Source organism: Paraburkholderia sp. RHO2, assembly GCF_050955445.1.
Classification (GTDB): Bacteria; Actinomycetota; Actinomycetes; order Mycobacteriales; family Mycobacteriaceae; genus Prescottella; species Prescottella agglutinans_A.
Window position 1 is genome coordinate 166,533 of the sequence record NZ_CP162618.1, and the last position, 15,194, is coordinate 181,726.

The 15,194-nt window shown below is 64.6% G+C and carries 14 protein-coding genes and 1 pseudogene; 4 read left to right on the forward strand and 11 right to left on the reverse strand.

The window, feature by feature from the left end; translation table 11 throughout:
- Positions 1-83: 83 nt before the first annotated feature.
- From ABTV10_RS25870 to ABTV10_RS25885, 4 genes are all read right to left on the reverse strand, one after another.
- Positions 84-1,145 (reverse strand): IS110 family RNA-guided transposase, encoded by a 1,062-nt coding sequence (locus ABTV10_RS25870; RefSeq protein WP_499035472.1) that lies wholly within the window; start codon positions 1,143-1,145, stop codon positions 84-86.
- A gap of 276 nt (positions 1,146-1,421) precedes the next feature.
- Positions 1,422-2,417, reverse strand: coding sequence for an IS481 family transposase (locus ABTV10_RS25875; RefSeq protein WP_499035746.1), 996 nt, complete (start codon positions 2,415-2,417; stop codon positions 1,422-1,424).
- Between the two features lie 117 nt (positions 2,418-2,534).
- Positions 2,535-3,026 (reverse strand): hypothetical protein, encoded by a 492-nt coding sequence (locus ABTV10_RS25880; RefSeq protein ID WP_499035747.1) that lies wholly within the window; start codon positions 3,024-3,026, stop codon positions 2,535-2,537.
- Between the two features lie 329 nt (positions 3,027-3,355).
- The gene (locus tag ABTV10_RS25885; RefSeq protein ID WP_499028032.1) at positions 3,356-4,201 is read right to left on the reverse strand and encodes a hypothetical protein; all 846 of its coding nucleotides are present in this window, start codon (positions 4,199-4,201) and stop codon (positions 3,356-3,358) included.
- Between the two features lie 706 nt (positions 4,202-4,907).
- Between ABTV10_RS25885 and ABTV10_RS25890 the strand changes: the two genes are divergently transcribed.
- Entirely contained in the window at positions 4,908-5,123 is a 216-nt protein-coding gene (locus ABTV10_RS25890; RefSeq protein ID WP_499035748.1) for a hypothetical protein, read from the forward strand.
- 2 nt (positions 5,124-5,125) lie between these two features.
- Positions 5,126-5,479: a hypothetical protein gene (locus ABTV10_RS25895; protein ID WP_499035749.1), complete on the forward strand. Its 354-nt coding sequence runs from the start codon at positions 5,126-5,128 to the stop codon at positions 5,477-5,479.
- 47 nt (positions 5,480-5,526) lie between these two features.
- Here ABTV10_RS25895 and ABTV10_RS25900 read toward each other — a convergent pair whose 3' ends face one another.
- From ABTV10_RS25900 to ABTV10_RS25910, 3 genes are all read right to left on the reverse strand, one after another.
- On the reverse strand, positions 5,527-5,853 hold the full coding sequence (locus tag ABTV10_RS25900) for a transposase (protein WP_499035751.1): 327 nt from the start codon (positions 5,851-5,853) through the stop codon (positions 5,527-5,529).
- 94 nt (positions 5,854-5,947) lie between these two features.
- Positions 5,948-6,289, reverse strand: a complete 342-nt coding sequence (locus ABTV10_RS25905) for a histone-like nucleoid-structuring protein Lsr2 (protein WP_499035910.1) — start codon at positions 6,287-6,289, stop codon at positions 5,948-5,950.
- A gap of 272 nt (positions 6,290-6,561) precedes the next feature.
- Positions 6,562-7,107 (reverse strand): hypothetical protein, encoded by a 546-nt coding sequence (locus tag ABTV10_RS25910; RefSeq protein ID WP_499035752.1) that lies wholly within the window; start codon positions 7,105-7,107, stop codon positions 6,562-6,564.
- Positions 7,108-8,268: 1,161 nt separating this feature from the next.
- Between ABTV10_RS25910 and ABTV10_RS25915 the strand changes: the two genes are divergently transcribed.
- On the forward strand, positions 8,269-9,360 hold the full coding sequence (locus ABTV10_RS25915; RefSeq protein ID WP_499035753.1) for an IS110 family RNA-guided transposase: 1,092 nt from the start codon (positions 8,269-8,271) through the stop codon (positions 9,358-9,360).
- A gap of 527 nt (positions 9,361-9,887) precedes the next feature.
- Here ABTV10_RS25915 and ABTV10_RS25920 read toward each other — a convergent pair.
- The 3 genes and pseudogenes from ABTV10_RS25920 to ABTV10_RS25930 form a co-directional block, all read right to left on the reverse strand.
- Positions 9,888-10,674 (reverse strand): annotated as a pseudogene (locus tag ABTV10_RS25920) (hypothetical protein).
- A 289-nt stretch (positions 10,675-10,963) separates the two neighbouring features.
- A complete protein-coding gene (locus tag ABTV10_RS25925; RefSeq protein WP_499035754.1) occupies positions 10,964-12,226 on the reverse strand; it encodes an IS701 family transposase in 1,263 nt (420 codons plus the stop codon).
- Positions 12,227-12,562: 336 nt separating this feature from the next.
- Positions 12,563-13,573 (reverse strand): NAD-dependent epimerase/dehydratase family protein, encoded by a 1,011-nt coding sequence (locus ABTV10_RS25930; protein WP_499035756.1) that lies wholly within the window; start codon positions 13,571-13,573, stop codon positions 12,563-12,565.
- Positions 13,574-13,617: 44 nt separating this feature from the next.
- Between ABTV10_RS25930 and ABTV10_RS25935 the strand changes: the two genes are divergently transcribed.
- Positions 13,618-14,259 carry a ScbR family autoregulator-binding transcription factor gene (locus ABTV10_RS25935; protein ID WP_499030799.1) on the forward strand — a complete coding sequence of 214 codons (642 nt, stop codon included), beginning with the start codon at positions 13,618-13,620 and terminating at the stop codon, positions 14,257-14,259.
- On the opposite strand, the gene ABTV10_RS25940 is transcribed toward ABTV10_RS25935, so the two are convergent.
- The gene (locus ABTV10_RS25940; protein ID WP_499030801.1) at positions 14,229-15,194 is read right to left on the reverse strand and encodes a ScbA/BarX family gamma-butyrolactone biosynthesis protein; all 966 of its coding nucleotides are present in this window, start codon (positions 15,192-15,194) and stop codon (positions 14,229-14,231) included. The two genes, ABTV10_RS25935 and ABTV10_RS25940, sit on opposite strands and share 31 nt — an antisense overlap.

A 15,194-nucleotide genomic window follows, 5' to 3' on the forward strand; every position in this document is an offset into this window, starting at 1 on the left:
GTCAGGCCGCAGACGGAAGTGGACGCGGCGACCGGACCATCGATGAGTCAACCCGACGGACGGGTGACGGTCCCTCTGTATTGTCAAGCCGCGCTCGAACACTGTGTGGTGGGCGTGAAGTCGCGTGACCGGGCATCGTTGATCATCCTCTTCCAGAGGACGGTAGACAGGTGACGTTTGAGGCAACGGATGGCTTCCCGTGAGGTCTTTCCCTCGGCAATCTTGCGGTCGTAGTAGCGTCGGCCAGAACTTGTGCGGGTCCGGATCTGGACGACGGCGATGGAGTGGAGCGCCGAGTTGAGATCTCGATTTCCATAGCGAGAGAGCCGATGTCGGTTGTAGTCGCCGCTCGCGACCTGGACCGGTGCGGTCCCGGTGTAGTTCGCGTAGGCCGCGGCGGTGGGAAACCGCCGCGGATCACGCGTGCCGGCAAGGACACGGGCGGCGAGGACGGGGCCGATCCCGACGACGTCGGTCAGTGACGTGGCGTGCTCGTCGAGTACCTGCTTCATCCTGGCGGTGTTGTCGGCGAGCTGGCAGTCGTGTCGGCGGATGTCGGCGATGAGGTCTTCGGCGAGCTGGGCGCGGACCTGGTCGACTGAGGTGGCGGGTGTGACGGTGTGCAGGGCTCTTTCGGCAGCGGTGGCAGTCAGCGAGCGTTTCACGCCGCCCGGGATCAGTTCCCGCAAAAGAGCATGCAGCTGGTTGAGGAGTCTGGTGCGGTGCCGGCTGAGGGTGTGTCGCCGCTCGTCCAGGAGCGCGAGGGCATCGGTATGGTCCTCGGCGGCGACCGGTCGGCTCTCCCCGCGGATCGCTGCCGCGCAGGCCGCTGCGGCGGCATCGATCGGATCGTTCTTGCGTCGGCCTCCGCGGGAAAGTGCGCGGATCTTCGCGGTGGCGGTCGGGGGAATGTCGACCACCGTCTCACCACGGCTGATCAGCCACTGCGCCAGGTGATGACCAAGCCCCTCGGCGTTTTCGATGGCCCAGTAGCGCTCCGGCCACCGCCGTGCCCAGTCCAGCAGCCGACGGTATTCGGCCTCGGACGAGGAGATGGTGAGGGTGTCGATCGTCGTGGTTGCCGGAGTGTCGACGGCAGCGGCGGTGTGGGACGCCTTGTGCGGGTCGACGCCGAGGATGATCATGCGAGCAGGGCCTCCATGAAGTCAGAGTCGGTGGATCGGGGCCGCGGCCGACAAGCCGACTTCCAGAACTGCGCATGCTTATGTGCTGGTCATCCCTCTGTCGAGTCAGGCCGCAGACGGAAGTGGACGCGGCGACCGGACCATCGATGAGTCAACCCGACGGACGGGTGACAGATAGTTGTCGAGTCAGCCGACGTCCACTTCCTGACACCGTATCGACGGGTAGCTACTCCCGCGACTCAGTGCTGGCTCGACGATAAGTCGATAGTTGTCGAGTCAGCCGACGTCCACTTCCTGACACCGTATCGACGGGTAGCTACTCCCGCGACTCAGTGCTGGCTCGACGATAAGTCGGTAGTTGTAGTGGATGTTCCAGACACTCAGGGCCTGGGACCGCTGCGTCTCGCTGATCCATTCGCGGGCGTAGAGGAACTCCTCGGCCAGGATCCGGTTGTAGCGCTCGACCTTCCCGTTGTGCCGTGGGGTGTAGGGCCGGATGAACTGGTGCCGGACCCCGGCGAGGGTGCGGGCGAATACCGTCGAGCGGTAGCAGGCACCGTTGTCGGTGACCACCCGGGTGAATCGGGCGATGCCGTGGGCGGCGAAGAACGCCTTCGCTCTGTTGATGAAACCGACTGCGGTGACACCCTTCTCGTCGGATAGCGCCTCGGTGTAGGCGAGGCGGGAGAATCCGTCGACGATCGAGTGCAGGTACACGTATCCGGTGCGGGTGCCGCGCTTCTTTGCCCGGTCGACGGTCTTGGCGTGAGTGCTGCCGCGGCCGTGGACCCGCCATCCACCGCCGTCGGGGATACGGCCGACCTTCTTGATGTCGACGTGCACCATGTGACCCGGATACCGGGCGACGATGGTGTTCGCGGGCTTGCGGTTGTCGGCGCCGGTCGGGTCGAGGAAGCGACGCCGGTTGATCCCGAGACGTACCAGCCACCAGCCGACGGTCGACACCGACACGTGGTGGCCGTCGGCGGTGAGTTCGCCGGCGATGCGGCGGGCGGACCACTTCCGCTTCCGCCGCAGCGTCTCGATCTCGGTGACCAGCGCCGGGTCGAGGGTGGCGGGTTGATGGTGCGGGACGCTGGCCCGGTCGAGCAGGCCGGCCTCACCGCTGGTCCGGTACCTGTTCACCCACTTCGACAGGCACTGGCGGGAGATGCCGGCCTCGGCGGCGACGTGGGCGATCGGGCGGTGCTCGCAGCGTCGGACAAGGCGCAGCCTGCCGGCAGGGGTGAGCGGGGCGTTACGGTGGGACACGCGGGTCTCTTTCTGGCCGGGACGAGTTGGTCGCACTTCTCATCCTGCCGATCGAGACCCGCGCCCGTTTCTACCGACGTGCCCCTACCGCGTCACCAACCTCATGAACCGCAGCAACTAGTTGGCGCAGCGCCCGCGCACGCTCGTCTCGCGCTCACGCAATCGGCAGGACTGCAACGAGTCGCCTGCAACCGCGGCAACCAGGTCCAGGTCGAATTCAGTGACGTCGGCGGTTGACGCCGGTTCGGCGGGAGGCTTCTTCTCGCGAATGCTCGACAGAATCTGGTACAGGAAGCCGAGAGCTATTGCGACCAGGATTCCCCCGGCGATCCGGCCGAGCAACGCCTCCTGCGTGACGACCATCGCGCCGCCTCCGATGGCGGTCACCAGCGCCATCGTTCTGGATGCGAGCTGTTGACGTGGCGCGTCCGTCGGCATGGACGACATTCCCCGTCGATCGCGCCACCAGTCGAGTGCCATCATCGCCAGCAGGAATTGCCAGAACAACTGCGTCCAGTTGCTCTCGACGATCCCGTCGACGACCATGAACAGCCACGACACCACCACGATCACGCACGCAGTAGCGACGAGAATCCTTCGTATGGGCACGGATTGGTTCTGACCCTGACCAGGGCGGAAGTCCAAGAGCGAATGACCCCGGCGATGACGGTTCACAGGTTGGCCACTGGTCACGATGATGGGTCGATCAGCGTGAGTGCAGCTGTGTCTCCAGCCGGGTCTGCGTGGGTCACGGTGCCGATTTTCGTGCGACAAAGACAACGTAGAACCAGAGGCGAGGCGCATATGAAATGCACAAAGCCTTTGCGCTCAAGGCGATCTCGCACAACGCCCGGCGGCCTGACTGCGCTGTCGTTGGTGCACGCCACACGGACGACAGGTGAACGTTACGGAGGGTGCGGGTGATCTCTCCGCGGTTCTCAGCCGGCGAGCAGTTCGGAGACGACGAATACGAGCAGCACGGCGCAAATGATCCAGTTGGACGTGGAATGGGCTGCGGCCGCCGTCGATACCGCCGGCACCCGAAGCGCGGCCCGCTGTTCCCGTGCCCGTCGGGACTCCTCGTCTACACCGTCCTCCCAATCCAGGCGACGTTGCCTGTTGCGTGCCCGAATATCGGATCGGAGCAGTTGGATCCGGTCCCATTCGGCTGGGTCGTACGGGGCGCCGACAGGTAGCGTCGGACAAGCCTCCTCGGTGGGAGGCGGCACGTCCTGCAAGGCAATGATCTCCGACCGGTGACGTCGCACCGCACGTAGGTACACCCACTCGAAGTAGAACCCGCTGATCACGAGAGCCAACCCGGCCGCCACCGGTATACCCATTGTCAGATGGATCAGTCCGAACGTGACCTGCGTGCGGATCCGGCGACCAACGGTCCAGCCTTCGGCACCGGACCGGAATATGGACTCCTCATTGTGAGCGAGAGCGGGCACCAGCAGCATCAGGCAGAGTGGGACGGCAACCGCCAGCATCGTCCAGCCGATGCCGTCCTTGCCCGTCTGACCGAGCGAGATGTTGCCGCTTCCGCCGAGGGCGACCCACCAGCCGAACTTTGTGAACGGCGCGAGGGTGGTCAGAGCCCAGAACGTGGTGGCCACGAGAGTGATCTGAGCGATCGCTCCCGGCACCATCCACCAGCGTAGGGCTCGCACTGTCTGCAGGTATTCGGCGCGGCGTTCGGGACCGCGGGCCAAATTCCGGACCGACAACACCATCGATGTGACGACCACCAGCAGAACGATCGCGGAAACGATGTCCCCCACCTGTGTCCCGTGCCTCCCGTCTGTGCGCCGGCCTTGTCGACCCTCGGGCTCGGCCGCATCTCGTTGAGGACGACTGTCGCACGCGGCACCGACAAACCGGACAGGAGCAGCGGGCCGCCCTACCGTCAGGAAACTGCTACAGCCGCGACTGTAGGCACGCGGTGAGGACCGTCCACAGGCACCGGTTCTGCAGCGAGGACACGCTTCTCGTTCCTGGTGCTGTGCACGATGCCGGATACGTTGCGGAGGACTCCCCCGTTCACTACGACGAACTCGGAGAGTCACCAGCGCTGTGAGCACGGTGGCGAGATCTCGTTCCTGCCCCGCCCGAATGCTGTAGGGATTTCCAAGGTCGCTGCGTTGATTCGGTCCGCCCCCACCGGTGGGGATGCGCCCGCCAGTGGCCTTCACCACGGCCCGCGCCGGCAGGGTCGTGGCGCACCTCACAAACCGGCTTGTCCGATTGCATTTCGTTTCGGCGGCGTGATGATGTCGAGGTTCCGCCGCTGATTCGTGGCGGCGGGGGACAGGGAGGATTCCCAGGTGGGGACCATGAAGACGACTTTGAAGATCGCTGTCACGGCAGCGGGCGCGTGTGCGGCGCTAGGCGCTCGGCACCGGAACCGCTTCTGCCGTTGAGCTCTTCTCAGGGGACAGGCATCAGGGGCTCTCGTTTGACCGTAACGAGACTCGTGTTCTGCGGGATGTGGGTGCGGGCAACGCGATCGACGCTGTCGTGCCCGGCGATCAGAGGTTGATCTATCTAGGCGGCGGATCGATCTACGACACGCACCCGACGCTGTTGTCCGCTTCCACGCAGCAGCTGATCGACGAGGCCGTGGCTCGCGGCGGGTCGATGGCGTTCACCTTGAACGATCCCGGGTACTGGGGCAACCTCGTCGACGTGTACCAGGAGTGGTGACTATGAAGACCGCAGTGAAGATCGCGGCCGCGGCCGCTGGGGCGTGCGCGGCGATGGCACTCGGCGCCGGCACGGCGTCGGCGTTCGCAGCGAAGCCGGTCCCGGGTGGCACCTCGTTCGAAGTGAATCACGCGGAAGCGGTGGCGCTGTCGCAGGTCCATGTCGCGGGTCCGCTGCTGAATCCGCTGTACCCGCAGATGACGAAGGTCTACTACGGCACACCCGGAATCCGCGCAGGCGACGCATTCCAGCAATCCATCGATCTGGCGGCTGCGGCGGGGGATCGTAGTGTCGGCATGACCATCTACGGGCCGATCCACAGTCCGGATTACCTGCGGTTCTACCACTTCCGCTAGAACGGTCAGCAAGGCCCGCCCCTACAGCACTTGGGTTCTAGTGGTCGTCACAACACCCCAGCATGGGGAGTGCGATGGAGGCCCAGCGAGGGTTCGGGCGAACACCGCCGAGCGGTGACCGTCGCCGCGGAGACGGTATGGCCCTCGGCGGTGAGTTCGCCGGTGATGCGGCGGTGCCGCTTCCAGATCGTCTGCCGAGGACCGAACTCCGCAGGACCATCCCGCCACGCAACTCCGGCTCGGTAGCGGTAGACGCTGTCCTCGACGACCCGACGATTGTCCCGGAACGGGCGTCCCCGATGTCCGTCGGACGTGGGAAGTAGCGATTCGATCAGCGAACACTGCTCATCGGTCAGGTACTCGGTGAGCGACACACTGAACAGTGTCGCGCGCCGACTGCCCCAGATTGCGGACCTTGCCTAACTGGCCTGCGTACGTTGACACCGTCGCCGTGGCGCACGCGGGACCTCATGCCATCGAGACGGGGTGCGTGGCGGCGTAGTCCGCGAGGACGGCGTAGGGGACACGGGAAGAGCGGGAGATCGGGTAACCGTGAGCGCGCGCCCATTCACGGACGTCGTGCATCCCGTTGCCGGATGCACGGATCATCCCCGCCCACCGCTTGTGCCCACCGACACGGCGGGCATGTCGGATGTAGCTGCCGAACAGACGGCGTAGCTGTGCCGCGTTCTCGTCTCGGAGGTCGATCGAGTACTCGACCCCATTCACAATGAAATCGATCGTTTCGCCGCCGGATTCGATCTTCCCCCCATCGAGATCGTCGAGGATCTCCACCACCACCTGGTACATCACGGCCCTCTCGTTGCAGGAGTGTCCGATGGATCTGGATCGGCGTCGGTGAGCGATGCGTCCCTCGAAGGTGACGGCGAAGGCGTCCAGGGGGCTCTCACCCGGCTGCCCATCGTTTCGGGGAAATCGGGCGGCCATGTCGTGAGACGGAGACATTCGAGGGCGACCGTTCGATCAGGACGTATGCCTGTGGGCCTTGATCTTCTAATCTGGAGAAGGTTCTGCCCCGCCGGTTCGGAGCCGGCGGGACAGAACCTTTTCGTGTCGCCTACTTAGTTGAAGGCGATGTTCAGGTTAGTGGCTGAGTTCGTGCCTGAGACCTGCAGTGCAGCAAACTGTGCCAGCTTGACGGTGCCGCCGTACGGCGCCTTCGAGGTCACCGTGACGTCGGGCGTGCTCGGGTTGCTGTCGTTGTCCCATGCGAAGGAGTTGGGCGTGACAGTCAGCACGACCTTCCCAAAGCCGGTGATGGTGGACACGAGCGACGAGTCACCCGTAAGGCAGTAGGTACCGTTGGCCGCGGTCGTCGTGGTCAACGTCTTGGTCGGAGTTGTGGCCCCGAGCGGGTACAGCTCGCCCTTCACCTGCACTCCTCCGACCGCTCGGGCGCCGGCCGGAAGTGCGTTGTTCGACGTCCCGGTGCCGGCGCCAACGAACGCGGTACCGCACATCTGGTAGTCGGGCGGGACACTGACCGAGGCCGGGACGGCCGATCCCACCCCACCGACGACAGGGGCCGCCGCGGCCGTCCCCATGCCCAGCACGACCGCGGCGGCGGCCGATGCGCCTACCGTTGCTACCTTCGCGAGAGTTCTCATAGGTTTTCTCCGTTCGGTCGAAGGATTATCGAGTGCTTGCAAGCCGTCGTGTTCGTGATCGAATACGACTCCAATGAGCATGACACAGATATTCGCCCCGTTGCACGTAAAGGAGAAACAATCGAGAGGGATTGATTATCCCCAATGAAACGCAAATGGGCACCCTCGAAAGCTACGCCTCGAGGGTGCCCATTCGAAAGCTACTTGAAGTAGCGTGACCGCCGTCAGCTCATCTGCTGGGCGCCCATCATGCTTCCCAGTAGCGGAAGATTTCCTGCCATCGCGAGCGAGCCGAGGAGGGTGAAGAGAAGGTTTTCCAGCATTCGTTTCTCCGTTTCTAGAGAGGCTTGATGAGGGCGCCGAGGAACGTAATCAGCCCTTCCCAAACGGTCATGCCTGAGCCTGTGAACAGTAGGGTGAGGTCCTTGCTCATGTGTACTACCTTTCGGTCAGACGTTGATCCCGAGGGATGCCTTCATGGGAAACGAAATGAGCAGGGTGTAGACCATCTGCGCTGCCATCGGCATCAACTGTGCAAGTGAAGTCATGGGAGTCCTTTCAGTGGGGTGTCCGTCAAGCGGACATGGTCATGAGTTCACCCAACGAACTGAACCCTGTATCGATCAGCACCTTGGCGAACGCGGAGAACGCTGTCGCGAAGTCAATGGACAACTTTCATTCCTTCCCGGGAACGTGCAACAAGAGGTTCCGATTTCGCCTGTAGCGGCATCGGTACTATCTCGTTCAGCAACGGTTAATGCCTGGCGAGGTGAGCGCCTCGCAGAATATCCATGCCGCCCACGTCGACACCGTAGGCGTGCTGGAATGTATCGAATTATCTGCGATCTCTTCCGACTCTAGACGGTATGGAGTGACACACGACTTGTCGTGAGTTCGCCCCGAGTAGGTCGGCGCCCCTCGATCGGTGAGGGTGCGCCCGGCACGGGGCCGACGTCAACGTCGTTCATGCTCGCTGCGCTGCGCGTGCTCCACGTTGACATCGACAGCCTGCGCCGGGCGGGTCGGCAGTGATCGAGAAACGCCCCGGAAGGGCCGGCTGTGGACCGCTCTTGCGGGCCGGGGCCTCACGCACAAGATTCGTGGGTTACCGAGCAGACGAACCTGTCTGTTCGGCCTATCCGACAATTGTGGGAGGCCCCGGTGTTTACCGAGCGTACGAGCGTTGGACTGGACGTGCATGCACGTTCGGTCGCGGCAGCGGCCATCGACGGTGTCACGGGTGAGGTGTTCGCGGCCCGGTTGACCCCGTCCTACGAGCACATCCGGTCCTGGATCGCGGACCTGCCGGGACCGGCAGCGGCGGTCTACGAGGCCGGTCCGACCGGCTTCGGGTTGTATCGGGCGTTGACCGCCGCCGGGGTCCGGTGCGAGGTCGCCGCACCCTCGAAGCTGCAGAAACCGCCCGGGGACCGGGTCAAGACCGACGCCCGGGACGCGGTGCATCTGGCACGGTTGCTGCGCCTCGACGAGATCACCTCGGTGTCGATCCCGACCGCGGATCAGGAAGCGGCCCGCGATCTCGTGCGGGCCCGTGAAGACTGCCGCGGTGATCTCATGCGGGCGCGGCATCGCCTGTCGAAACTGCTGCTGCGGCACGGCATCGTCTACTACGGCGGCGCCGCCTGGACCGGAGCGCACGACCGGTGGCTGCGCACCGAAGCGGCACCGCAGTTGACCTCACCCGCGACGCGGATGGCGTTCGACGCCGATTACGACCACGTCTTGACGATGCAGGCCCGGCGCCGGCGACTCGACACCGCGATCGAGGAGATGGCCACGGCGAGCGAGTTCACCCCGACCGTCCACCGGATGTGCTGTCTGCGTGGGGTGAGCACCTTGACCGGGTTCGGGTTGGCGGTGGAGATCGGGGACTGGAATCGGTTCACCGGCAACACGATCGGATCCTTCGTCGGGTTGGTGCCGTCGGAGTACTCGTCGGGTCCGTCACGTGTGCAGGGCGCCATCACCAAGACCGGGAACACCCACGCCCGCAGGCTGCTGGTCGAGGCGGCCTGGCACCACCGGCCGCGGTATCACGTCGGTGCGGTGATGCGTTCGAGGTGGGATCAGGCGCCGGCAGCCGCCCGGGCCCGTGGGGACGAGGGCAACCGTCGCCTGCACCAGCGTTGGGTGGGTTTCCTCGAACGCCGCAAGCGCTCGACGGTGGCGAACGTGGCGATCGCCCGCGAGCTGGCCGGTTGGTGCTGGTCGTTGGCGGTCATGGACGACTGACCGTCCAACCTGATCGGCTTCCTTCCCGGGCCGGTGGTAGCAGCGCGTGGATCGACCCGCGACACAACTATGAGCAGACCCTGCCGGGTCGACGCTCGACTCTAGACACGCGGATGCGATCCAGCCGAAACACCGTCCTGCGGTAGCCAACCCGCGCATATCAGACTGACCGCGCGTCGCCCACCGACACGCTCACCACACGGCTCGGGCGAGGAAGCAACGAGGCGCCGTCGGGGTCGCTCCCCGGCGGCGCCTCACCATGCCCTCTTGACAAAGCTTCTCTACATATCAGTTGTCGTCTCCCCTCGTTATGACGTAGAGCTCCAGGCCTGACACGGTCGTAACCATTCGCCCCCGCTCGGTTACTCGCCCGTGATCGCCACGATAGAGCACGGAGCCTGTAGTCCGGGGCGGTTTGTAGACCAAAGTTCAGGGCTTTACTTTTGCACTGGAGTACAATTTATTGTTTTCGCTGGTTGGGCCGATCGGCCCACGCTGCTGACGCCGGTTCCACCAGGGTGGTTGGCTCAGTTCTGGTCGTACTTCTCCCAGAGGCGTGCCCGCAACCGGGTACTGGATCCCTTCGTCCAAGTCGTACTTCTCCATCACATCGGAGGCGTCGAGCAGCAGTGCACGGCCGATGTCGCGGCCTTGCGCGCTGGAGTTCCAGTTTGTCGTCAGGGGTAGCTCTCCTGGAACGATACGAAGACCCGCAGGGCGACTTCGTCGATCAGGTGATCCTGCTCGCTGCCTTCGTCGTATCCGGGTAGCACCCGTCCGGGCGAGCCGGTCGGGACGCTGTAGGCAAGCACCTTCGTCGAACGTGGTGCGGCCGGGCTCTGTGGAATGGACGCGAGATCGAGAGGGGTCCGGACGGCTGCGCGTGGCGCCGGGATTGCGGGCTGAGCAGGCTCGGGTGTCGGTTCCGGGGTGATCGGCTCGAGTGGTGGCTGGCGGTCGACCTTCATCACTGCAGCATCGACTGTCTCTCCGTCGAGACTGTGGAGTTCGTCGGCGGCTCGGATCAGGCGCCGGCTCACTCCATGGGAGTTTACTGTCGACGGTCAGCACGGCGCGCACGACGACCTGGACCCCGTGGACCTGAGCCTCGTCGAGGTCGTTGCTGCTCGAGACGAGGAAGAACTCGTAGGCCACAAGGTCGAGGCCGATGCGAAGATCGACCCCCTTCTGCTCGCCATTGACCCCGAACCGGCCGAGCCGAAGCTTGACCTTCGACAGCTCGCCGATGCGCTCCTGTCGTGCGTCGGGGACGCCATTGCGGGCCGAGTCGTACCAGTGCACCCGTAGCACCATCAATCACTCTGTCGGCGAGCTGAACCCGCGTGTGGCAGAAGCGAGCGACGCACCGAGAGCAATCCCGGCTGCAGCGGCACCACACTTGAGCGATATCGCGGGCCGGCCACCCGCACTACACACTCGTCCTCACCTACCACGCGGGTGTTGTCACAACGAGGTCCCTCACCAAATAGGAGACACGCTCTAGTAGGACTTTGTTAGGTCGGAAAGGTGTGGTGACAGATCGGGCAGGTGCCGATCCAACGGGCAAGTACGCGTTGGAGTTCGCGGACGATGCCGTAGAGGGTCAGCCCTGCCCACCGGCTTTTGGGTCGGTTAGTCGCAGGGTGGTCAGGAACAGGTGGGCGGCGGTGACGAGGGTGGCGTGGTGGTGCCAACCGATCCAGGAGCGGCCTTCGAAGTGGTCGAGGCCCAGGGCGACTTTGAGTTCGCGGTAGTCGTGTTCGATGCGCCAGCGGAGTTTCGCGAGGCGGACGAGCTCGTCGATCGGGGTGTCGGCGGGCAGGGTGGAGAGCCAGTAGTCGGTGGGTTCTGTTGCGCTGATGGGCCATTCGGCAAGCAGCCACACCTGCTCGACCGATCCGTCGGTGGCGCGAGGCACTCGGTGGCCGGCTGGTCGGGCCCGTAGTGCGACGAACCGAGAGCGCATGACGGCGTCAGGATTGCCGGGTGTGGTCTTGGTGCCGCGTCGCCACGACACCTCCTGTGCCGCATCCGGTCCGGCGGCGACCACCATGTCCTTGCAGCTGGACTTCGGCACCCGGTAGCGGGCGGTGAAAGGACGGCCGGGGCCGATCCGGGGCGGGGTCTCGGGTTGGGCGTCGGCCGGGTAGACGCCGGTCGCCGCTTTGACTGCCACCATGTAGGGGACACCGCGGTCGGAGAGTGCGGCGCGGAACTGTGCGCCCTCGCCGTAGCCGGCGTCCGCGACCACGACATCGGGCTGGGGACGGCCCCAGGCGATCAGTTCGTCGATCATCTCCACTGCCATCTCCCATTTCGGCCGGTGCCGCTCCTCGTCGGGTATCGCTGACTTCTTCCGGCGAGCCGCGACGACGCCCGCGGCGTCCGGGTCGTCGGCGCAGGTGTCGTCCCAGCTCTGCGGCACGAACAGTCGCCAGTTCAATGGGCACGACGCGTCGTCGGACGCGGCGTGCACGCTGACCGCGATCTGGCAGTTGCCGACCTTGCCCAACGTGCCCGAGTACTGCCGGGCCACACATGGAGAGGAATCGCCGTCCTTACCGAACCCCGTGTCGTCGACCACCCACGCGTCCGGTGTGATGAGCTCGCACGCCTTGCGTGAGAGCACCATCCGTACCGGTTCGACCTGCCACGGGGAGGTGGTTACGAACTGCTGCAACCGCTGATGATCGACACCGAGTCGGGCCGCCATCGGCTGCATCGACTTGCGCTCACCACTGAGCATCAATCCTCGCGTGTACACCCCTGCCGTCGCCAGCCTGTCCTTACGCAACAACGACGAGAACACCTCACCGACAAAGGAATCAAGACGTTCATCGACCTCGGACAGGGCTGCGGCATCCACCCGATCATCGTCTCGAAGATCACGCCGAAACTCGAGACCCCACACCCAACCGTGACAGACCTAACAAAGTCCTACTAGTCCTGCGGTGGCATACCAGCACCCGAAGCAGCGGTGAAAACCCTATCCGCGTCCGGTCGCAGGAAGTCCGCCACCAGCGACAGCCCGATTCGAAGCGCGCTCGTTCACGCACACAAAGTGGCTCGGCCGCAGACTTGACGGCACCGCGCGAACGCCGTCGGTGAAGCGATCCGGATCGATCGCTGGAAGAGTTGGGTTAGTCCAGCCAGCCTGAGACCGTGGTGCGGCTTACCCCTGTCCAAGGTCGTCTTGCGCGCCCTATGCAAAGGGCACACCGGGATCCAGAGCGACGGGAGCTGCACTCGGGCGGCTAGGGGGTCTCCGAGTTCTATCCCACACCTTGCTCGCGTCTATCGAGTGGTCGCGGCCGACGAGGTCGATCTGACGAGCGGACAGGCCGAGATCCGCGGCGCGGGACAGTATTTCGGCGTAGGTGCAGCTGTCGACTGGTAGAGCAGTGCCCTTGTTAGCCAACTGGACTGCGATATCGCGCACCGTTCTTGGCTCGGGGTGTGCGGCGTGAAACAATGCACCCTTGTCAGGGGTGGAGCAGCTCAGCGCCAGCTCCGCGATCAGCGCGCCGAGTTCGTCGACCTCGATCACAGAGAGCAGCGCAGAGCCGTGGTCTATCCATGCCTGTGTCCTGGCGAGGATGCTCTCCAGGCCGGGCCGGAACCACCTGTCGCCATGTCCGTACACGAACCCCGGACGGACGGTGGTTCCCCCGCGGGCGCGGACGAGTTCGTCGGCAGCGGCTCTGGCTGCGCTCAGTGCGGTGACCGGGTGTGGTGCGCGGGTGTCTTCGACGACGTTCCTGAACGGCCCAGGTCCGTAGACCCCGATGGTGCTGACGTTGATGACGTGTTCGATCTTGTGCAGTTCTGCGGCGGTCATCACGTTGTCGGTGCCGGTCAGATTGACCGTCTCGCAGAGTCGTTCATCGGGACCCGTGTAGCTGGCGGCATGGACAACGACGTCCACGCCCTCGAGGGCGTGGACCAGTGATCGCAGTTCGGCGATGTCAGCGGTGACGTAGCGAACGTCGGCATGCTGCACGTGGGGTGGCGTTCGTACTACGGCTGTGACTCGGCAGCCAGACAGGGCCAGTGCCCGTAGAGTGGCAGAGCCAATGAAACCGGATGACCCTATTACTGCGATACTACGTAGCCAGTCTTCTTGTTCCATGCAAGTGTGTTCCATCGAGGCTATTTCGTTGTGCCGCAGATCGGTTTCGCTGCGGCGCGACTCAGCAAGCAGATGGTCGGTCATGAGACAGTCCGATCGGTAGTCGACGAAAGAGAGGATTCAACACGGTGGTCAGGCAGGAGAGAGCGATCGCAACCCGGCAGCAAATCGTCAAGGGCGCGGCCGAGATGTTCGATCGGGAAGGATACGAGCGCGCGACTCTGGCGGATATCGTCGATCACTGCGGTCTGACGAAGGGTGCGTTGTATTTCCACTTCAAGTCCAAGGACGAACTGGCCGCGGTTGTCATCGAGGAGCAGCACGCTGTTGCGATGAACGCGGTCAAGGCGATCAACGCGACCGCCGCACCTGCCCTCGAACAGATCGTGATGCTGTGTTACGAGATGGGCCGCGAGATGGTCGACGACCCCTTCGTCCGTGCCGGTATCCGATTGACTCTCGAGCTGAGCGCGGTGGCCGGGCCGCGGAAGCCATACCTCGACTGGATCACCAGTTGTGAGCAGATGCTCCGCGCCGCAGTCGAGGAGGGCGACGTCCTCGACACCCTCGACACAGCCGACCTCGCCTACTACATCATCTCCGCCTTCACCGGCGTCCAGCTGGTTTCGAACGTGCTCACGGCACGCGCCGACCTCGACGCCCGTATCGACCAGATGCTCACCTTCGTGCTTGCCACGATCGTCCCACCGCGGCGTCGCCGCAAGATCGACACCATCCGTCATGCGCGCTGGGTTCCGGCCAGCGCGTGATCGCGGGTCTTCGCCGGCAACGCCAGCCGCACACTGCCCAACGCGTGGACCTCAGCCCACTGTGAAAACTCGACATCGACCCAGGCATCGTCGTCTTCCCGAACTCGGGCCGTCACCGTGGTGGGCTCGTCGAGCTCGAGGAACCGACGGAAGCTGACGTCGATGACCTCGACGTCCGCGCACGGCTGACCCAACCGTAGCCGGGCGCTCTGACGCACGGCTTCGAGAATCAGAGCACCCGGCACATGGTCGAGGGGATGATCGAACAACACCGGGTGCGTCAGATCGCTACGCAACAACCACTTTCCGCCCCCCGCGCCCGCAGGGTGCGCTCCCAGGACGACCGCTCGCGGATCCGGCACACACACCGCGTCGGGGTGAACGGGCGTAGGCTGCGGCGCGAGCCCGATCACACGGGCCTCGCTCCCCTGCCACCGCGCACGCTCATACGCGGACGGAGACAACACATTCGCCGCGGCCGAACCGCGACCGACCGTCACATCGCCCATACGGAACTCGAACGTCACGGTGAACGCCGAGAGAATTCCGTTGCGCCGAGCCGTTTCCGTGACTCGGGTATCGATGGTGACCTCTGCCGGGCGTGACCCGATCGTGAGCAGGTCCACACTGGACTCGACCCGCATCCTCTGCATCGTGAACTTGTAGGCCAGCGGTACGGCGTATCGGACGTGCGCAAGGTAGATCGCACACTGCCGTATCGTCTCCGCGAGGAGCATCGTGTCATATCGCTCCGAGCAGGTCCGGTAGAAGGCATGCAGCCGTGGCCACTGCGCCCCGACAAGGAACCGGCCGTCACCAACGGGCACACAATCGGTGAGATACACCTCCGCGATCGCCTGCCGGTGCACGAACCGCCTCGGCACCGTTGACTGAAAATTCAGAACCACACCCATCCAACGCCCCCCTGCCAACAT

Excerpts from the sequence above, each read along its gene's own strand:
- ABTV10_RS25895 (WP_499035749.1), top strand. The coding sequence starts at position 5,126 with ATGAAGACCGCAGTGAAGATCGCGGCCGCGGCCGCTGGGGCGTGCGCG.
- ABTV10_RS25940 (WP_499030801.1), bottom strand. The coding sequence starts at position 15,194 with ATGTTGGCAGGGGGGCGTTGGATGGGTGTGGTTCTGAATTTTCAGTCA.
- ABTV10_RS25910 (WP_499035752.1), bottom strand. The coding sequence starts at position 7,107 with ATGAGAACTCTCGCGAAGGTAGCAACGGTAGGCGCATCGGCCGCCGCC.
- ABTV10_RS25930 (WP_499035756.1), bottom strand. The coding sequence starts at position 13,573 with ATGACCGACCATCTGCTTGCTGAGTCGCGCCGCAGCGAAACCGATCTG.
- ABTV10_RS25905 (WP_499035910.1), bottom strand. The coding sequence starts at position 6,289 with ATGTACCAGGTGGTGGTGGAGATCCTCGACGATCTCGATGGGGGGAAG.
- ABTV10_RS25870 (WP_499035472.1), bottom strand. The coding sequence starts at position 1,145 with ATGATCATCCTCGGCGTCGACCCGCACAAGGCGTCCCACACCGCCGCT.